Here is a 19,805-nt window from a genome sequence, read left to right as displayed (position 1 = left end):
CGCCTTGTGTCTAGGCTTCACCTAGTGTGGATTGCCACCGTATGCGGGAAATTAGAGACTAGATACCGGTACTCCAACACCCTGGGGTGGAACACCTTCCCCCTACCGGTCTTGACAGAGCAAAACAAGGTAGACCTGACAAACTGCGCGCAGGCCATCTTGCTTGCCCGTGAAGCGCATTTCCCCGCCACGATTGCTGACCTTTACGACCCTGAAACCATGCCAGAAAACCTGCGCATGGCTCACGAGCGCAACGACGAGGTGATTGAGCGCATCTACATTGGCCGGCGCTTCAAGAACGACACCGAGCGACTGGAAAAGCTGTTTGAGATGTACACCAAGATGACGGCTGACACTGGCGTCAATAAGAAAGGCAAGAAAGCATGACCGCACAGACAGGAAGCCCTCTCAACACCTACACGGTCCCATCGGTCTCCATCAAGACGGCTCACACAGGCGCCACCAACAAGGCTAATGCGCTGGGCATGCGCACCATGCAAGAGCGAGCCTATGCCAAACGAGGTGAACAGTATTTGCTCATCAAGTCGCCACCAGCCTCTGGCAAGTCACGGGCGCTGATGTTCATTGCGTTGGACAAGCTCAACAACCAAGGTGTCAAGCAAGCCATCATCGTCGTGCCTGAGCGCTCTATCGGAAGCAGTTTTGCTGACGAGCCTCTGACCCAGTTTGGCTTTTATTGGGACTGGACGGTCGCTCCCCAGTGGAATCTGTGTAACGCACCCGGCGCAGATGAACCCAAGGTGGCCAAGTCCAAGGTGGAATCGGTCAAGAAGTTTCTTGCCTCGGCCGACAAGGTATTGGTCTGCACCCATGCCACTTTCAGGTTTGCTGTGGAAGAGCTGGGTATTCAGGCATTTGACGAGCGATTGCTTGCGATTGATGAGTTCCACCACGTATCCAGCAACCCCGACAGCATTCTGGGTTCACAGCTGACGGCACTGATTGCCCGTGACAAGGTTCATGTGGTGGCCATGACTGGCTCCTACTTCCGAGGCGACAGCGAGGCAGTTCTGTCACCAGATGATGAGGCCAAGTTTGAGACCGTCACCTACACCTACTACGAGCAACTGAACGGCTACACATGGCTGAAGTCACTGGACATTGGCTACTTTTTTTACACCGGGCCCTACGTTGAAGCCATCCACAAGGTCCTCAATCCTGACCTCAAGACCATCGTTCACATCCCCAATGTCAATGCTCGCGAGAGTCTCAAAGACAAAGGGAGAGAAGTGGATGAAATCCTTCATGGTCTGGGCCAGTGGAATGGCGCTGACCCGAACACCGGTTTTAACTTGGTGCTTACGCCATCCGGCCGAACCCTGAAAGTCGCCGACTTGGTTGATGACAGCGATGCAGCAAGACGCACCAAAGTCTTGACGGCGCTAAAGGACCCAGCTCAGAAGAACAATCGTGACCATGTGGACATAATCCTTGCCTTGGGTATGGCCAAAGAAGGCTTTGACTGGATTTGGTGTGAGCATGCCCTGACGGTCGGCTACCGCAGTAGTCTGACCGAGATTGTCCAAATCATTGGGCGAGCCACTAGGGATGCGCAAGGCAAGTCGTCTGCGCGGTTCACCAACTTGATTGCTGAGCCGACTGCCGACCAAAAAGAAGTGACCGAAGCAGTCAACGACATGCTGAAGGCGATTTCGGCCAGTTTGCTGATGGAGCAAGTGCTTGCTCCTCGCTACGAGTTCACGCCCAAAGACGCAGGTCCCAAAGAAGGTTTTGACTATGGACCTGAGGGCTACCAAGAGGGCAAGACCAACTTGGGGGTGAACGAAGCAACAGGCCAATACCATGTGGAAATCAAGGGGCTGGCTATGCCACAGAGCCCAGAAGCTTCTCGAATTTGCAAAGAGGACCTGAACGAGGTTTTGACTGACTTCCTGCAAGACAAGACAGCGTTGGAGCAAGGCTTGTTTGACAAGGAAAACATCGTTCCGCAAGACCTTACGCAAGTGCGCATGGGCAAGATTGTGCGAGAGCGCTACCCTGAGCTAAGCGAACAGGACCGAGAGGCTATTCGCCAACATGCGATTGCGGCAATGAACCTGACCCAGCAAGCCAAGCTGGAATTGTCCAAAGCCAGCGCAGGTGATGACGAGACAGCACAAGCCAACACGGCACTGCTGGACGGTGTGCGCAAATTTGTCAATGTCCGAGACCTTGACATTGAACTGATTGACCAAATCAACCCGTTTGAAGCCGCCTACTCTGTCTTGGCCAAATCCATGGACGAGAAGTTGCTGCGACAGGTGCAAACAGCGATTGAGGCCAAGAAGGCCACCATCTCGGAAGAGGAAGCGCTGGACTTGGCCAAGCGGGCTTTGCAGTTCAAAATGGAACGAGGCCGATTGCCCGATGTGGAATCGGCTGACCCGTGGGAAAAGCGCATGGCGCTGGGTGTGAAGGCACTTGCCAACTACCGTTCCGCCGCAAAAGCAAAGGCAAATAATGTCTGACCTCTCCGCTGACGAGATACTGGATGCGCTGGGGGTTGAAGTCACCCCAGTCAAAACCTCTGCCCTCACCCCTTTTGAAGAACGGGTGATAGCCGGGTTTGAGGACATTCAGCGTTTTTTTGAGGAACACAAGCGCCTGCCAGTCAACAGTGAAGGGCGGGACATTTTTGAGCGCCTCTATGCCGTCAGGCTCGAACAACTGCGCAAACTACCGCAGGCTTTGGCCATTCTGGCACTACACGACACACACGGCCTGCTACGAGTAGGACCAGCCGCCGCCAACATTGACAGCCTGAACGAAGATGCCTTGCTAGCAGAACTGGGAGTGGATTTGGAGGCTCAGCCCACAGATGACATCACCGTGTTGCGCCATGTTCGCTCCAATGCTGAGCGGCGCAACGCCGAAGAGATTGCCAACCGGACTCCCTGCAAGAACTTCAATGAGTTCCAGCCCTTGTTTGAGCAAGCCGAGCGAGAACTCAAATCAGGTAATAGAACCGCCCTTCGCTTTGGACGTGACGCCAGCATCCAGTTGCACGACTTCTTCATTCTTGACGGTCAATTTGCCTATGTAGCCGAAGTGGGTGACACCATCAAGATGGAAACGGGCCACGACGATGCACGACTGCGGGTGATTTTTGGCAACGGAACCGAGAGCAACTTGCTCTTGCGCTCTCTGCAAAAAGCACTATGGAAGGACGAAACAGGTCGCAGGCTGACAGTCCCTGACATGGGGCCCCTGTTTTCTGACACCCAAGAACAGGACGACATTGAAACCGGCACCATCTATGTCCTGCGCAGCAAGTCCAGTCACCCTTACGTGAGTGAGCACCGTGAACTCATTCACAAGATTGGAGTGACTGGGGGTAAGGTTGAAACCCGAATCTCGGGCGCGGACAAGGACGCCACTTATCTTCTGGCTGATGTGGAGGTGGTCGCCACCTACAAGTTACACAACATCAACCGGGTCCGGATGGAAAACCTGTTCCACAAAATTTTCAGCAGCGCCCAGATTGACATCACCATTGACGACAGGTTTGGCAATTCCGTCAAGCCGCGCGAATGGTTCTTGGTCCCCTTGCACGTGATTGACCAAGCCGTCCAGCACATCATGGATGGCAGCATCACCGAGGTAATCTACGACACCCCTAGGGCACAACTGGTTCGCACCTAAGTGCTGCGGGTATCTGATTTCAAAAAGGGTTTGGACAGCAGCAACGAAGTCAATCAATAAGTTTGACAAAACCAGATTAAGTTTTTTTCCTCAACCGGTATCAATAAGAATGCACAACATACACATGGACAAGGTGAGTGAGGCATTTGCACAATGCTGGCAAGCGGCTGGTCTGCACCTGCAAGAACAAGGTCAGGGTTCATTGAAGTGGTTGAGGGCACATTTGAATCCCCCTTTTTTAGAACACCTGTCATTCCGTATCGGTAATCAATTATTTTTTGTTCGAATAGAAGACACGCATGAGCAGGTGGTTGGCCCAGCAAGCCTTGAAGGACTTCTTGCTATAGCTGACGGATGTCAGGGGCATGCTTGCGTAATGCCGATGATGAAGCATGGCAATGAATGGCGCTCTGCCGTTCCAGGATGGGGGTTGCTTGATGCCAAAACCGAGAAAATCATCAATCCAGTGGCGTTGGTAACGAACGAAAAGATTGAAATGACTGATTGGGAACTGCAAGACTTTGCAGTTCAGGTTGTTCGTGATGAACTTGAAAAAGGCGGCAAAAAGCTTATGTCATGGCAGGGGAATCCTGCTGTGGACCCATCGCTTTGGTTTGTGGGTGACAACGGCCCGGAATGGGTTGTAGTAAGAGCTGCCAGATGGCCTGAAAGAGATGTTGCCATACCAAGCAACATCAGACAGATCGCCTTGGACTGTGCAACGACAGGTAAAACCGGACATTTCGCAGTTGTCCGTGCTGCCAACAGCAACGACCCATTTGACCCACAAGCTAAGGAAAGCGGGAACTACATACCGTTGGTCCGTGGTGAAGGTCTCAATGTTGGCTACAAGGGATTGCAGCCCTTACCAGTGTTTGACACTGCCCCCATACAAGTGCCAGCAGACATAGGGCGTCAACTTGCAACGGAGCTAATTGGTTGGTTTGAGAAGCTGCTTGAAACTCAAACCGTACTCCCAAAAGTGTTTACGGGTGTAAATGTGCAGGGTCGCCAGTTCATTGTGATGATGGGTGATCTTGGTTTAGAGAACAGAGAGCATCTTGATTTCATGCGATATGTCTTGCACAAGGAGCAAGCTGTTGCCTTTGCATACAAGATGCGCAATGCGGTTGAGGTCTGCACAGAACCCCAAATCATCCAAGAGCAACACACGTTCTTCTCGGGTCAAGTGGGCAAGTACATCGCAGTAGACATTACGTCCCAAGCCCCTGATAGCTGGAGTGACGGCATCAAGATAATCCGCCGTTCATCTTCGGAAGAGCCTGAGATCTTTTTCCAAGACCTTCTAACCAATCCTTACGTGCCAAGTGAGCTTGACCAAAAATACAAAGCTTTATGGCTTGACATCCGCGACAAGGTTCAATGGCGTGACCGACAATGGAGGCCAACTGAGGAAAAAAGGCCTATCGACTTCGCGCAAGAAGTGCTGGCTAACATCTTGCCATTTCCCTTTCAAGACCAGCACCTGCATAGCAGAGAGCTAGGCGAACGGCTTGAACTTCAAGACTCTGCATCGGCTGCAAAATTTCAAGTGGTGTGTATGTGCTTTACGCTTTTCTTGATAAAGCGGTCTTTGCGTGAGGCTTTAGCAATGAAGTTCGGTGCTGCATTTACAGATGTTTTGGATTTCAATAGAACGGCGTTGGCTGCTGATGATCTCGCTGACAGCATGATTGCACAGCAATTAAAGCGCGCCAGCTTTCCTGACTACTTTAATTTGGAATATTTTGAGCGTTGGAATAGACGCTATCACGAGGCTGCGAGAGATTCTGCAACTAAAAATTTACGGCAGCCGACTTTGAATACTGCGTTGTTGCAAGCAACATTCAGCTATGAAAGTGAAGATGCCGTTGATGCGACCGATGCATTGATGTTGGTGGAGTTCAGCCGAATCTATGACGCTTATGTGCAAGAGCTACGCAACATCCTAGGTGATCAATGCCTGCATTGATATCACTTAAGTGGGAAGTAGTGTGCCGCAGTTATCCTGACCACCACAAAAAAGGGCCCAAATTACAAGCCCTTCCGAAGATGTTTCAGCACCTCAAACCATGCGACTCTTTGCAACATATATAATCGCACTGTCAGTTAATCCTGACCGCCCGATTTAGGAACTTGCGGGGGCGTGAAACCGCTAAACGTCCCCAGCACTCCTGGCCTCGTGTGCATTCTGGGCGTTACCCAACTGCAAACGAGGCGCAGGAGTTTTTTTATGGCAAACACCGCATCACGCACAACCCTATTCGACAACGGTGACTTCAGCCTCCACGCCCAACTTTCGCCGGTTCCATCTCCCGTGGGTGGTTATGCCCTGACCATTACAAGCAAGCGACTGGAGTCGCGCAACCCTAACGAAGAACAGGTACGCTTCTTTGCTTGTCTTGACCAGACTGGGTTGCGAAATCTCCTCAGTCTGATTGAGGCGGAGGTGGCACAATGAACCATGAACTGAGAAAAGCCTTCGACGAAACCCACTACATCGTCCACCTCGAGCCACCGATCACCCTACACATCGGTCAGACCTGCCCCGAGCTTGATTCACTGCTGCAGACCGGTGGGTACATTGGTGCTGCTTTCATTACCGCCTGGAACCCTTACAGTCAGCCACTGAGCCAAGTCGAGAACGCAAGCCGCCAAAGCGCGCTTCTGACCGATCTTCAAGCACTAGGCCTAACCAGTTTGCCTGGCATCGGCCAGCACCCAGCCAATGTTTGGCCGGGTGAAGAAAGTGTCCTCGTCCTCGGCATCGACCTAGAAGCAGCCAAGGCTCTGGCTACAAAATACGGCCAGTGGGCTTTTGTCTGGGCACCTGCCATGGGAGCACCTTCACTGGTGCCGTGCTGCAGCTAGCAGATTTTTGCTATCACCAAACACTTCAGTCATCACGACCAATTAATTTACAGAGGGCACGCATTTCCGCAAGCGTGAAAAAGTCATTTCCAGAATGTGATCGACCAGCGCTCTTCGAAACTGAGCATCCTTCCCTGTTTCGGTAAGGGTATTTTGCTCCCTTTATCGCGCAGCATTTCAAGCACAAACGCCTGAATGTCTTCAGAAAAGTGGTGAGCGATGGTGCCGTAACAAAGGCCCATCAGAAGCCACTCAAGTTGCAAAAATGCCTTCTCTTTTCGGTGCGCAGCTATGTGCCAAAGAGCAATGGCAAGAATAATCTGGTCATCAATGGTTGATACCTCTAATGTGTCATCACTGGGCTCTTGGTTGGGTAGCTTGGTCACTTCATTGACATGACTGAGCCAGACCGGATGGGCAGATTTCTGTTGAACACCCAAGTCGGGTATGTCACTGATTGAAATCCTATAGGCTGGTGCAATCAACGCATCCATGACTGATTGAACGCGATCTCTGAACTCAGTGTTCAACATCTCCTCGTCAGTAAAACACTGTGCAACGTACTCTTCGCAAGCACTTACCTTACCAGCAAGCACAACCCATAACGGTTCGCCCAAGGGACCAAATTCATACTCTGCACGTGAGCCTCTGATCAAGGTCTCAAACAATGCCAGAGTGGACTCGTTTGGCGAAGTCGCGCCCTCTTCATACTTAGCGGAAGCAACACCAGCACCAAACCGAAGCTGGTCCTCACGCAACTTGCTCAACTGCGAGTCATCACGGAGCCATTGCTGAAGGTGCTTTACCAACTTCACCTCAGCCGCATTTTTTTCGGGTCCTAAAAAATGCTCTTCCCAAAGCAAGCGGTTCTTGTGGTCAACAGTCCCATCAATAGATTTGCGTGCAATGAAAAAAAACCAGTGCCGAACTCGCACTTTTTCAAGGCGCTTGTCTTCCAGCACAGGTGTTGGACGATCCAACGTGAAGTGCTCGTTTGATGTTGCTCGCATATTGACTCCAATGGCATTGGTGACTTGATTTTAGTTTGTCAAGTACGAGCACTAAGAGGTTCTCAATCTGCCTAGAAGTTCTTCCTCGGGAGCAGGATGGAGCTTTTGTATGGATACAAACCATTGGATTGCAACTGATGAAGTACGCAGTTGACTTTGATTGGATTTTTTTTATCTCAATTAGGTGTCTCAGACAAATTTTTAGTTTGTCAAGCATGGGCACTCAGGAGTTCTCAATCTTCATAAATGTGAGTACCCCTGCGTGTAATAACAACTGTGCAAAAGGCACAAACACTCAACTTAAAGGAGAAAACCATGAGTAAAAAAACATTGAAATCAAAGCACACACAGCACGCAAACAATCGCCTCGAAAAACGATTGCATGACACGCTGACCGCCTACCGCAGTTTGGTGGATATCGCCTCTAGCAACAAGCTTCTGACGGAATCGGAATGTACTGACCGCGTGAATCAGTTCGTTGCTCTTAGTGAAGAATCAAGGCATATCGTTATGTGCTGCACCTACCATTTTGGTGCGAAGACGATGCCAAATGTGTATGCCGAGCGTTGGACAGCTAAGGCTTTCAGCACATCAAAAAACACTGGTTATCCGGGCATCCTCAAGTCCGATTATCAGATCTCGCTTTGGAACCCAAAAGGTATGGATGTTGACGACCAAAAGATCGGCAGCACCTTGGGAAAAATTGTCGCAAAGCTTTGGCTTGGAGAGAAGCGACAGTTCGGATGGGCTAACGATATCGCATGGGCTACATACGATCAAGGTCAAAACTTCGTGCTCTTCTGTCTGCCAAAAGATGAGTGGGTTTCAGCGTTGGAAGCAGGTGATGGTTGCGGCAGCAACTTTTATACGAAGGAGGAATTCGTATGAGCTCAGTCTATGTTGGCACCTATAACAAATACAACAACGGATCAATCAGGGGAGACTGGATTGATTTGGACGATTACGCAGACAAGGAGGCGTTCCTTCAAGCCTGCCGTGAATTGCACAGTGACGAACAAGACCCGGAACTGATGTTCCAGGATTGGGAGGACATTCCAAGCAACTTCATCTCTGAATCGTCCATCGATGAACGCACATGGGAATGGTTGAAGCTGGATAACGGTCAACGAGAGATTGTTGCCACTTACTGGGACGATGTTGACGAATCAGGCGAGGTTGCCGATGCCTTGGAAGCGTTCCAGGGCGAGCACGAAAGCGAACGCGAATGGGCTCGCAACTATTGGGAGGAGACAGGAATGCTCAGTGAGTTGCCTGAACACGCCCAAAACTATATTGATTTCGACCAATTTGCTCACGATGCGCAAGTTGGAGGAGATATGACCTTTGTCCGCACAGGCGGAAAAGTGAAAGCATTTAGACGCTAAGTAGAAAAGCACATCACAAAACGGTGTGCTGAGCTAGAGCAGCTAAGCAACCCAGTAGACACATTAATTAATACTTTAGGAGAAATTATGAATACGAAGACAAAATTGGACAGTAACGTAAACGCATTGATGCAACGCATCATTGGGTGGACACGCGAGCACGATCGCTCATTTCAACAGACACTCACCAGCTTGTGTGAAGGCACGCTGCCGGAGAAAACAGCGAAAACGCTTCGCTCCATTCTTTACGCCTATCCACACGAGACGGTCTGGGTTGCCTCGCAATACCTTTGCGAAGCTGAAACGCAATTCGGCCCGATCCCAGATTCAATCGAGATGGTCAGTTTGTCGAGGACTGTCAAAGGATACGAAGTCAAAGTGATTTGCAAGGGAGGTCAGCAATGAGCATCCCACATGAAAACTTCACAGCGGCAGTTTATGTGACCACACACGACAAGCTGGAAGATCGCATTTTTGACAGCGAATACTGGGTGGACCTTACGCTCATTGAAGATGAGCAAGAGTTCATTGAGACTTGCCTCGACCTGCACAGTGACGAAGTAGACCCGTGCCTGATCATCAATAACTCAAGTGGGATTCCAGAAGAGTTACTGAATCCTTCTGGCTGGCCTGATGAACGAATCTGGTGGTGGCTGCGATTGCCGAAAGAGCAGCGTGAATTTGCACTTCAATTTTGGAGGAACATCAATCCGGAGGCCAGTCTTGAGGCTGTCTTAAGGCAACTTACGCAATAAATAACGACATGCGCCCTATCTAAACGGGGCGTAACAACTTGGCAATTTGCCAACTTAAATCACTACAAATCCTGGCAGCGTAGAGCAATTAGACAAGACACTGACGATACTTTTTATTGCAGCTAGCGATAGTAAATAAACTAATTAATAAGGAAAAAATATGAAAGCATACAAAACACAAGGCACAGCTCTTAAGCACGTTAAAGCAGGAGAGAACTTCAAAAACAAAGTGTTCCGCCATTTCTGGACTGACAAAGAAGTTTGCAAAGAGGCGCTAGCACGTGAGCCCAACCTGTTCAGGTTCATTGTGGAAGAAAATTACAATCAGAACATCGAATGGGATTCTGAATTCATTGCCTCAGCATTTCTCCGAATGCTGGAAACCAAGCCATCCAGCCTCAACCTGGCCAGAATCGGTCCCTTCCTACCACCGGAGATCACCGAATCCAAAGAAATCGCATCGCGAACTGCGCAGATTGATTTGGGTGAGTGGAGACGTTATTTCTCGCCAGATCTGTCTAGCGATCAAAATATCCGAAACGCTCATCGTCCATTTGGCTACACGCAAAATTGCGATCTGTCCGAAGAATTGCAAGCCCTGCTTTACCAAAGAACGGACTTTCTCGTGGAGCTGGTCAAAGCCAGCCCTGGTCTCATCCGCAGCCTTCCAGGTCACCTCGGTGCTGTACGCGGAGTGAAAGTGATCGCTTGTGTCCAAGCTGAAAACTTCCTTCAGGCTACCGGTGGGCTACACGATGACGAAGAATTTGTTCTTGAGGTCTTGAAAGAGCTCGACAACAAAAGCAATCGAGCTTTTCCAACTTGTAGCTACAGGATTCGCAAGGCTGTAGGTTACCAAGATCCGGTCCAGTATCTTGAAGCGGTCGTTCAAGCCAAAAAATTAGATGCGCTGCTGAGTCACAAAACTAGCAATCTAGAGCCCATCAAGCAAAAATCACTTAAAATTTAATATTTTTATGTATTTGTATTGACTTTTATTAAATAATTTGATTTATTAATTATGACAGTGTTATGCGTCAGCTGACACGGTATGGCGACCTTCTCTGGACTTGACCCCTCATACCGTGCTTTTCACGATTCGCACTGTCTACGGTGTTCCCTGTTGTACAGATTGCTGGTGCAGAAAGAATGGCTCAGACAAACTTAAACTGAATGCTCACATGAGCAGCCAACCAGCAACGCGACAGGTTAAAAAACCACCCAATTCGTAAGAATGGGCACCAGGCACAACGAAAGCGAGAGGCTTATTGTTCGGACCGCGCCTGGGAGTGGACAAGCACTTGAACCGAACTTGTTTAGTCCTTGTAGTGACTAGACCCGAATAGATGTGGGACCCACACGATTTCAGGAAAGCCCGAACCAACCAAATCAGGTTGGTAAGGGTAAAGCTTTACCTCTTTCGTGTGGGGCAAGTCCTAGCCGTTTTCTGTACCCACCCATCTTTTCAGGGGTTCAACACTCAAGCGAAGCAAAGGTAGAAATCATGCGAAGCAAAGACTGCGAAAGCAGTGTGGAACGATAGTGAAACAAAAAAGAACGCCGCGCGCAAATTGCGTTTCCAAAGAACCAGCCCTCAAACTTGACTTCCGATTTTTTTCTGCTTTCATGAGTAGAGGTACCCACAGCAAGGTAACCCCATCAGTGCGCTGAAATCGCTAGATGGGTACTTGCTGGGACACCCAGACCCGAACAGCACATTGGCAATGTGCGAAGCAGAAGAAGAAAGGAGCGGGCATGATTATTCCAAGGCGCAAACAGAAATCAGGACAGGCAGGCAACTGGGACACGCATCCGTTTTTGCGCAGTGAGCGAGTGGTGCTGAGAGTCAGTCCCGAAGAGCTTCTGATGCTTGAAAAGCATCGCAAAACACACCACTTTGACAATCTTGCGCAATACCTGCGAGCACAAGGTCTCAAACCCACACCATCAGCAACAGAACGCAAGACATACACAGCACTGGTGGGCTGTACCTACGAGCTCAACAAGATTGGTGTGAACGTCAATCAAATCGCGCGGCACTTGAACCAAGGCTCACCGCTTGATGATGAAGTCCGATTGGTTCTGGCACAAATTCAGGAGGTTGCACACGAGCTTCTCGCGCAGGCGAAAACTGGAGGTGCGAAGTGATTGTGAGGTTCTTCAATACCGGCACAGGTAATGGCGAAGCCCCTGTGAAATACCTTTTGAGCACCCATAGCCATGATGGGCAAGAGCGTGCCCATAAACCTGAGCTTTTGGAGGGTTCACCAGCACTGACGATTGAACTCATCAACGGAATACAGCGCAAATATAAATACGCCAGTGGTTGCCTTGCTTTCAGGAGCACAGAACAACCCACGAGGGTTGAGCTTCTTCGCATACTGGACCAGTTCAAAAGGGTTGTGGCACCGGGTCTTGAGGCAGACCAATTCAACGCTCTATTTGTGTTGCACAGGGAGCAACCAGACAAAGCTACTGGGCTTGAGGGATTTCATGTCCACTTCGTGTTGCCGATGACGTTGCTGGGTGGGCAAAACAGTAAGGGAAAAAGTGTGGCAGGCAAGCGCTGGAACCCACATCCCCCTGGTGAACAGACCTTTGAAGTGATGTCTCTTTTCACGTCCATCGTGAACCACGAAAACGGTTGGAAGCAGGTTCATGAAAAGCCCACAAGACTGGGAATGGACAGTTTCTGGAGGAAAGCCAAGCACTACACCCAGAAGCAAAAATCAGAACTCCTGCACGCGGAGGTTTTGAAGGCAGTCAAGTCGGGCGCCGTTAACGACAGACAAGAACTGATGGTGTTCATGGAAGACACGCTCGGCCTCACCGTCACAAGAGCCAACGATAAAACCGTCTCCATTAAGTTTCCGGGCACACCCAAGGCAATCAAGCTCAAAGGCGCTTTTTATGAGCACGAGAGCAACTACGCAGAAATCAAGGCCAAACAGCAGCGCGCGAGTTTTGGTGAGGAAGAATTTTCGGAGGCAAAGAAAAGGCTGGAGCAACTGCTCGCCATAAGAGCAGTGCACATCACAGATACACCCAAAACAACAAGAAAGGAGCGTGTGTATGGAAAACAATCAAGCAACAGGAGGTCCACAGCAGGACCCGAGAAAGCTAATGCACGAGGTGGTATTCCTCCACTCAGAGCGACTGAACATGCTCACAGGACACATAAACACACTGATGTCCCAAGTGGCTTGGAGCGAAACCTGCTTCAAACGCGTGGAGGACAGTGGAGTGATTCACATGGCTGGAATCATCCGAAAGATGGCAAAGGACTTGGAGATGCTTCAGATCAATCACAACAAGCTTTCTCACTTCGTCAGGACCCATGTCAAAACGGACCAAGACGAGGGGAGCAATGGAGGGGGGGACGACCAATCACCGCTTTCAACCCACTTGCAGAAATCGCTGAGCAAATTAGGGCGCTGAGCATTCAGCTTAATGACTGTGAAGTTGGATCACTGGAAGCAAAAGCCATATCAGACCAGTTGAACGTCCTACAGGGTATCAGGCAGTCTCAGTATGGAGCACCTAAAAACACCATGAAAAAATTGAGATATTGAAATCAAAATCTCATTTCAGATATTTGCTACCAAATCCATTTTGGTACAGGTGGTCCGGTCTAGGCTGGATGCTGTCGTTCAAATCAGAAAAACCAATGACTGATGATGTTCAGAGCAGTCATTGCGCTGAGGCGTCTGCAGAAGTCTGAGCATGACCTAACACTACCTTGGGTTATCTAGGAAAACTTGGTCGATTCACCTGGCTGGTAGGTGCCACTGCTCGCCAACTATGGTCAGGGTCTTGGCGCCACGAGTCATTGCAACATATAAATCCTTCGCGTCCAGAGTGTCTGCGTCGAGGATAACTGCATGGTCGTACTCAAGCCCCTTCACCAGCAGCGTTGTGCCGATGAGCTTGCGGTGACTTATCGGTCTTCCCGTGTGCCTCATGTCACGTTGGTACAGGTTTGCCGCGTCCGTCAGCGTTGTCCCGCCACCGTCAATGTGAATCTTCAGCACGTTGAGGAAGCGATACAGCAAATCACGACGGTAGGCTGACGTTTCAGGGTTATCCTTTAACGCCAAGAAGAAAGCTCTAAGGTGAGCACTTGTTGGGCTGTTCAGATAGGCATTGGCAGCATGCAGGACCAATGGGTACTTGGTACCTTTGCTCTGCTTTGCGACCTCGCCTCTCTTAGTCCCAGCAGTCAAGATGTCCCCTACACCAGTGAAGCACTTCTTGGAAAAATCCAAAGCCAGGAGGAAGCCTTGCTGAGTTGTTTTGGCTGCAACCAGCTTCTTGATGAACGAGTGAAGATCCTTGCCTTCAACTTCTTCAATGGAAGAGAATTTGCCCCCCATGGTTCTTGCCAAGAGATGGGTCTTATTCTTGGACTGCTGATCGCCGCCATGAAGGGCAATCACACTCTCCTGATGGCCCAGCAATCCCATCAGTGAGGAGCATTGCTTTGACGCCAAGAATTGTGGGGTGGTTTGAACACGTTTCACACAGGCAGGCAGGCCATTCAAAAGATCAATTTTCTGTCCCTGTTCCAGGGTCTCCCTTGCCTTCTTGAGCCATGCTCCAAGATTCGGGTCGCCATTGGTTTTCCAGCGCCACGGCGTCTCTAGCTGGCCGAGGCAAGTGAAGGTCGGGTAGACACTTACAGCCCAATCAACAGGCTTGCTCTCGTCACCACCAAAGTCAAAAATGGCCTGCATAGGATCGCCCAAGATTCGGCAGGGCAAAAACTCAGCAAAGGCACAGACAAGGCCATGCTGCAGATCGGAGCAGTCTTGATACTCGTCCACATACACGCCGGCATATGTGGCAGAGACAACATGCCGAACGAACTGCTTACCCAGCAACCCAGAACAGCACTCGTAGAGCTTGTTCCACTGTTTGCTTGTGGGGTGCTCTACCTTCCAGCCCGAAGTCTTCGGGTAGGCCAGACAGAGGCGAAGAGACCAGCTCGCAATTGTGTCAATCTGGTACTTGGAAGCAGGCACACCAAGAGCGGTCATCTTGGTCTTGATGGAATTCACGCCCGCAAACGTGTGGGTCAAGATCAGTTGCCGTTTGGTGGCAGCTTTGACAGCCATGGCAATGAGGTGCGTCTTGCCGTAGCCAGCTGGCGCTATCACATACCCCTTGGTAGTGAAGTCGTTGAGCTTGAGAGCAAGTTCTTCAGACACGCTCTATCCACGCCCAGAGCTTATTCAGCTTTACTGACAGATCCTTCTTCGCGAAGTCAGCGTCCTCAAAATTGGGGGCCGCAGCGCTGAACCAGCGATCCCCTTTAGAAATATTCTTGAACCACTCCGACTTCTTCGCGGCAAGCCCGATTGCAGCTCGCAGATTCTCAGACTCCACCCATTTTTCTACCTCCTGAGCAAGTTCAAACTTGGCGACGAGCCTCGAATAAACTTGGTCTCGCACCGGGTATGCGAACTCGGTCTGAGCCAGTTGCACGCTCGCAAGGACAGCGCTCCAGGGCAGATCTTTCATCGCCCTTTCTTCCAAGGACAGCTTGCTGTCCCAGGCCACGACCGGCACACCTAGCTTCACCAATTCGGCTTCGTCGGCTGGTGAGAAGTTCTCAGGTGAGTCAGCGTCTGCAAGGACTGTGACCTCATAGCCAAGCGCCTTGAATGCCTTAGCCAAACCTTTTATGTTATTGGCACCTCTGGCATCTAGCAGCTCAACGCCGTGATACGACAGCGGGTCCTTTCCCTTGCCGACCTGGTGATCGTCAAAACCTCGCACGAACCCGACTTCGGTAGCGCCCTCACAAACCACAACCTTCCTTGCCAAGAATGCTTCAGTGCTGGATCGAATCTTTCCCTGCACTTCAAGCTGTTCCAGACCGTCCTTTGCAGCGGAAGTGATCTGCACAACCCCACCCTTGCTATGCACGACGTACAGCTCTTTTACGGTGAGTTCCCGCAGGACCGTGGGTGAGTGCGTGGTGAGGAAGTATTGACCTCGTTTGTCTTCCCGGACATGCTTGATCAGTCGTGTGATTCGGTGCGGCTCCAAGCCGAACTCCACTTCGTCAAACAAGGTGATATGGCCCTCTTCCAAACCCATCTTTTGAATGCCACACAGCAGCATTCGTCTTGACCCAAGACCTAGCTGCCGAAGAGGGATGTCACCGTCATGGAGCGCCAACCCACCAACTTTCAGGTTGATAGAAGCCAGATCGAGGTGAGCCTTGTAGGCGTCCGACACCGGCACCCCCAACAGCTTTGCAATCTCCTGCGACTTCCCAGCCGCCGCATCGAAATTCTTGAGGGTGACAGGCCGATCACCGTCCAATGAAGCCCTGGCTGTACGGGAAGCATTTGCCAGCAGCTCGTTCAGACTCTGCGCTTCGGTGAGCTTCGCCAACGCCGTGCCTGTAGCCCAGGAAAGCTGCTTCTCGCTATAGGCGCCGATGAGGCCGACACTGACCTTGTTCCTATCGCCTTGCTTGAACTGAACGCCGTCAGGGTGACGATCACAGACAACCATCCACTTGGGCTCAAGATCTTTGTCGACCGTCAGCTGCACAGTCAGGACACTCTCCAAGTGATCTTCAGGCTCGTCAGTAAGCTTGAGGGTTGCAGCATCCCAGCCACGGAGGTACTGACCGTACTTGTCCAAAGAACAGAATTCTTCGGTCAAGGCCCCGATGGTGACTTCAATGACGATTGAATCCGCGACTTTGCACTGATGAAAGTCAGAGTCGCTGAGGATCAGGTTCCACTGCGGATGGAAGGCATATCTGATGGCCTCCAAGATCGTGGACTTGGAAGAATCACCTTTGCCAATCAGGCAGAAGATGTCGGCGTTGGGAAGGCTCCAGTCAAGTTCTTTCACGCCTCGAAAGTTCTTGATTTTTATTTTTCTGATCTTCACCGAGCAAGGTCCTCCAGGGCTTCACTTATGAACTGAGCTACTCCCGATCAATGCTCCCCCAAGCGCGGCATGGAACGTCTCTTCGCTCGATGCTCCCATCATAGATACATCTCGTCACGTTGAGTGCACACAGGAGGAGTGCGAGCGGCTTCTACTGGTGCTTGAAAAGCGAGCTACAGAATAATTGGAACTCACGGGATGACCGAAGCATGACCAAGAGCGGGCACTGACGCAGGACAACAGGCTGACAGCTACCGCTGCAAACCAGATGTTCAAACGTAGCACAAAGTCATGTCTGCGCCCACAATCTCTCGCCGATGCTGCTGGGGCGTAATTTGGCGTACCGCTTGAGGGTGTCCAACTCAAGATGACCTGTCATCTTTGAGATTTGGATGTCAGTGAGGTTAGTGTTCTCAAATAGCCAGGAAATACCCTCGTGGCGCAGGTCGTGAATTTTCAAATCGACTGACTTGGCGTTCTTACAGATGACCTTGAATCTGTGGCCCAAAACATTGGAGTCAGACCAGAACGGGAACACCCTGTCTTCTGGCTCAGCTTTTCGAGGCAGTAACCTGTCTTTGACTAGCGCGAACAATTCGCGTCGCATTGAAACCTCGCGATCTTCTGCACCTCGTTTGTTGCGGATCTTTTGATGCTCTTTCGGCACGTATATGTAAGAGCTGGTCGGTTTTTTTTCGTCAAAAATCAGGTCTTTCCAGCGCATCATCAACGTCTCACCTGCACGCATGCAGGAATAGATTTGGAACTCAATGATGTCTTTGAGGTGTTGCTGGTTGACATACATCTTGTCACACGCGTTTAGCAATCTCTCAAGCTCACCGTCCTCCAAGCGCCTTTCTCTTGGCTCTTTCCATGCGGGGGGGGGTGGATTGTCTCTGAACGGTTTGTCATTGAAGTGATAGTCGTTGACCTTAGCGTGCCACAGCAAAGCAGTTCTCAACGCGTAATAGTAATGACGGATTGAAGCTGGCTTGTAGGTCTTGGCAACAACCTCACCGCCGACAATTTTTTTCCCGCCCTCATACAGGGGGTGTTCCACTTTTTTCCTCGCTTGCACAGGGATTGCTTGCTCGGACTTCAACTGAAGATAGAGCGCAAGACGCTTGGTATTCAGATCTTCAAGTTTCAGCGCGCCAATTTCAACCGCAAGACGCCGAAGGAGCCTTTCTTTTTTGTCTGTGACTAGACCGCTGTCAAGGTAATCGTCAAAGATGTCCGCGAGGGTCTTCTGCAGCTGCTTGCGCTGCTGAACCGGCTTACCCTCATTGATAGTGTTTTCAACCGATGTAGCCCACGCTGCAGCGTCTGATTTTTTCACGAATGTCTTAGAACGATATACACCGTTCAACCTGACCTTGGCTTGCCACGAAATCTGTCCGCTTCTGCCTACGCGCCTTAAAAATGCCGCCATCCTCACACTCCGTGTCCCAAAATTGTCCCACGGAGCAATTTATAGCGTACTTTTACGATTTTTTCCAATATTTGACAATGACTTACGAAAATACGACCTAACCCCTCCTAAGGGAGTGATACAGGTTCGATTCCTGTCGGGGGCACCAGCGATCGAAGAGCAATCTGCCGGCATCACCTCTCTAAAAATACAAAGGCCCCTGAGGTCAACCATCAGAGGCCAATGCGCCGTTCATTTGATCAGCGGGTCGTTGACGCCGCTCTTCAGCAGCACTCTGAGGGCTTACTTCTTGAACAACTTGTCACCCTTTTCGTGGGTCACTTGACATGCTTTGCTCAACTTCTCGTCATGCTTTTCAAGGCATGCCCAGACTGCCTTGTCATCCCCTGAACACTTGAACTCCTTGACTTCTTTTTCGCAAGCTTTCCAATCAAGTTTCCCGGCAGCCAAGCTGGCGGTTGATGTCAAAAAGAAAACAAACGACAGCGCTGTGATTTTTTTAATGTTTTTCATGGGGGTCTCCTGATGTAGGGTCAAAGGATGCGCCCCCCAACGATTGAGCAGCGAGCATCGCATGACGAGATGATTATGCTTGTGAACACTGACTCAGCAAAAAATCAGAAAACCCCACTCGCCCTGAAAAGAATGGGGGCCAGGGGGCTAGACAGCATGGGCGCATGGCGACACTTCATGGTCTGAGACAAGCGCTATCGCTTTTAGGAGACCATTTGGCACTTGTCGGTCAGGCGCAAGCCCTGCCCATTAAAACGCTTCTTTTTCCGCCTCAAGATAGGCCAGGCTGATGTACTTGCCGATGTTGCCCTCATAGCCTTGCATGGCTTTTGCCCTGGACGCCACACGCGGGTCTTTGAGGACCGCCGCTTTGGCCTCAACTTCTGACTTGCCATCTTTGACGGCTTGCAAACAAGGCTCCCAAATGCCCGCCATGAATTCACCATAGGTCTTGAGCAGGTCTTTGCGGGCCTGGCCATGGCCGGGCACCCACAGCTGATCGCCCGTGGCGGCTTGCAGGGCTTTGTAATATTTGAAGGTGCCGGGGTAAGAGCCTTCGTCCATGTTGGCGATGCGGTTGGTCATGGCGATGTCGCCTAACGCCGTCACCTTGTCTTGCACCACTTCAACACACAAATCCGACGGGGTGTGGGCCGTGCCGTAATGGTGAAGACGCAAACTCACGTCACCGAACTGCAGGACTTGACCATGCTGCACCGGCGTATTGGGCAAGACCACTTGGGTGCCCAGGGTGGACTGGTTGGTCCAGCGCTCCATCAGGCTGCGCCACAAATTGCCTTCTGCGCCTTTGAGTTTTTCAATGGTGCTGGGCAGCGCATAAATGGGGAGCTTGTCGCCATAAGTTTTGACGAAGGCGTGGTTGCCCAGCCAATGGTCACCATGGTAGTGGCTGTTGAACACCGCCACCACGGGTTTGTCGGTCACCTTGCGGATCATGCGGATGGCCATCTGACCGATTTGGAGCGAGGCCCCCGAATCGATCACCACCACACCGGCCGAGGTCACCACAAAGATCACGTTGGCCATCATGCCCCGGTTTTCAGGGGTGGGAAATCCATCGGGAGAGTAGATCATCCACACATGGGGCGACAGCTGTTGCGCCGGGATGTCTGTCACCGGCGGGCCTTCGATGAAGTCCTGCGCTTGCTGCGCCAGCAATCGGGCCTCGGGCCACAGGGCAGTGCCACCGATGGCCGCGCTGGCCCACAACAGTTGTCTTCTTTTCATGGTGATCCCTCCTCAA

Annotated in this window: 18 protein-coding genes and 1 pseudogene; 13 read left to right on the top strand and 6 right to left on the bottom strand. The window is 50.9% G+C overall.

Features of this window, described 5'->3' with window-relative positions; genetic code table 11:
* Window positions 1–3: 3 nt before the first annotated feature.
* From L63ED372_RS02850 to L63ED372_RS02825, 6 genes and pseudogenes are all read left to right on the top strand, one after another.
* A pseudogene (locus tag L63ED372_RS02850) lies at window positions 4–387 on the top strand (type IIL restriction-modification enzyme MmeI); the annotation flags it as partial.
* On the top strand, window positions 384–2,489 hold the full coding sequence (locus L63ED372_RS02845; protein ID WP_062403046.1) for a DEAD/DEAH box helicase: 2,106 nt from the start codon (window positions 384–386) through the stop codon (window positions 2,487–2,489). The pseudogene L63ED372_RS02850 and the gene L63ED372_RS02845, both read left to right, overlap by 4 nt.
* Window positions 2,482–3,663 (top strand): GIY-YIG nuclease family protein, encoded by a 1,182-nt coding sequence (locus tag L63ED372_RS02840; protein WP_062403043.1) that lies wholly within the window; start codon window positions 2,482–2,484, stop codon window positions 3,661–3,663. The genes L63ED372_RS02845 and L63ED372_RS02840 overlap by 8 nt, the downstream gene beginning before the upstream one ends.
* 124 nt (window positions 3,664–3,787) lie before the next feature.
* On the top strand, window positions 3,788–5,635 hold the full coding sequence (locus L63ED372_RS16470) for a hypothetical protein (protein WP_197275310.1): 1,848 nt from the start codon (window positions 3,788–3,790) through the stop codon (window positions 5,633–5,635).
* Window positions 5,636–5,896: 261 nt separating this feature from the next.
* Entirely contained in the window at window positions 5,897–6,124 is a 228-nt protein-coding gene (locus tag L63ED372_RS16330) for a hypothetical protein (protein WP_156343537.1), read from the top strand.
* Window positions 6,121–6,534, top strand: a complete 414-nt coding sequence (locus tag L63ED372_RS02825; protein ID WP_062403039.1) for a DUF3293 domain-containing protein — start codon at window positions 6,121–6,123, stop codon at window positions 6,532–6,534. Before L63ED372_RS16330 ends, L63ED372_RS02825 begins: the two co-directional genes overlap by 4 nt.
* Window positions 6,535–6,617: 83 nt before the next feature.
* On the opposite strand, the gene L63ED372_RS02820 is transcribed toward L63ED372_RS02825, so the two are convergent.
* Complete coding sequence (locus L63ED372_RS02820) at window positions 6,618–7,544, bottom strand: hypothetical protein (RefSeq protein ID WP_156343536.1); 927 nt, start codon at window positions 7,542–7,544, stop codon at window positions 6,618–6,620.
* Window positions 7,545–7,859: 315 nt separating this feature from the next.
* On the opposite strand from L63ED372_RS02820, the gene L63ED372_RS02815 reads away from it, so the two are divergent.
* The 7 genes from L63ED372_RS02815 (at window position 7,860) to L63ED372_RS02785 (ending at window position 13,256) form a co-directional block, all read left to right on the top strand.
* Complete coding sequence (locus L63ED372_RS02815) at window positions 7,860–8,432, top strand: hypothetical protein (protein WP_156343535.1); 573 nt, start codon at window positions 7,860–7,862, stop codon at window positions 8,430–8,432.
* A complete protein-coding gene (locus tag L63ED372_RS02810) occupies window positions 8,429–8,929 on the top strand; it encodes an antirestriction protein ArdA (RefSeq protein ID WP_062403030.1) in 501 nt (166 codons plus the stop codon). Before L63ED372_RS02815 ends, L63ED372_RS02810 begins: the two co-directional genes overlap by 4 nt.
* Window positions 8,930–9,016: 87 nt before the next feature.
* Window positions 9,017–9,334 carry a hypothetical protein gene (locus L63ED372_RS02805; protein ID WP_062403027.1) on the top strand — a complete coding sequence of 106 codons (318 nt, stop codon included), beginning with the start codon at window positions 9,017–9,019 and terminating at the stop codon, window positions 9,332–9,334.
* Window positions 9,331–9,684: a hypothetical protein gene (locus tag L63ED372_RS02800; RefSeq protein ID WP_062403024.1), complete on the top strand. Its 354-nt coding sequence runs from the start codon at window positions 9,331–9,333 to the stop codon at window positions 9,682–9,684. Before L63ED372_RS02805 ends, L63ED372_RS02800 begins: the two co-directional genes overlap by 4 nt.
* 160 nt (window positions 9,685–9,844) lie before the next feature.
* Window positions 9,845–10,654, top strand: a complete 810-nt coding sequence (locus L63ED372_RS02795; protein ID WP_062403021.1) for a hypothetical protein — start codon at window positions 9,845–9,847, stop codon at window positions 10,652–10,654.
* 785 nt (window positions 10,655–11,439) lie between these two features.
* Window positions 11,440–11,832 (top strand): plasmid mobilization relaxosome protein MobC, encoded by a 393-nt coding sequence (mobC, locus tag L63ED372_RS02790; protein WP_062403018.1) that lies wholly within the window; start codon window positions 11,440–11,442, stop codon window positions 11,830–11,832.
* On the top strand, window positions 11,829–13,256 hold the full coding sequence (locus tag L63ED372_RS02785) for a hypothetical protein (protein WP_062403015.1): 1,428 nt from the start codon (window positions 11,829–11,831) through the stop codon (window positions 13,254–13,256). Before mobC ends, L63ED372_RS02785 begins: the two co-directional genes overlap by 4 nt.
* Window positions 13,257–13,451: 195 nt before the next feature.
* On the opposite strand, the gene L63ED372_RS02780 is transcribed toward L63ED372_RS02785, so the two are convergent.
* The 5 genes from L63ED372_RS02780 to L63ED372_RS02760 all read right to left on the bottom strand — a co-directional run bounded on the left by L63ED372_RS02780 (window position 13,452) and on the right by L63ED372_RS02760 (window position 19,789).
* Entirely contained in the window at window positions 13,452–14,891 is a 1,440-nt protein-coding gene (locus L63ED372_RS02780) for an AAA family ATPase (protein WP_062403012.1), read from the bottom strand.
* Window positions 14,884–16,596, bottom strand: a complete 1,713-nt coding sequence (locus L63ED372_RS02775; protein WP_062403009.1) for an ATP-dependent nuclease — start codon at window positions 16,594–16,596, stop codon at window positions 14,884–14,886. The genes L63ED372_RS02780 and L63ED372_RS02775 overlap by 8 nt, the downstream gene beginning before the upstream one ends.
* A gap of 289 nt (window positions 16,597–16,885) precedes the next feature.
* Entirely contained in the window at window positions 16,886–17,935 is a 1,050-nt protein-coding gene (locus tag L63ED372_RS02770; protein ID WP_197275309.1) for a site-specific integrase, read from the bottom strand.
* A 375-nt stretch (window positions 17,936–18,310) separates the two neighbouring features.
* Entirely contained in the window at window positions 18,311–18,541 is a 231-nt protein-coding gene (locus tag L63ED372_RS02765) for a hypothetical protein (protein WP_062403003.1), read from the bottom strand.
* Window positions 18,542–18,790: 249 nt separating this feature from the next.
* Window positions 18,791–19,789: an MBL fold metallo-hydrolase gene (locus tag L63ED372_RS02760; protein WP_062402997.1), complete on the bottom strand. Its 999-nt coding sequence runs from the start codon at window positions 19,787–19,789 to the stop codon at window positions 18,791–18,793.
* Window positions 19,790–19,805: the final 16 nt, after the last annotated feature.

Source organism: Limnohabitans sp. 63ED37-2, assembly GCF_001412535.1.
In the GTDB taxonomy this organism is placed as follows: Bacteria; Pseudomonadota; Gammaproteobacteria; order Burkholderiales; family Burkholderiaceae_C; genus Limnohabitans_A.
This window is presented reverse-complemented; position numbering and strand designations above follow the sequence as displayed.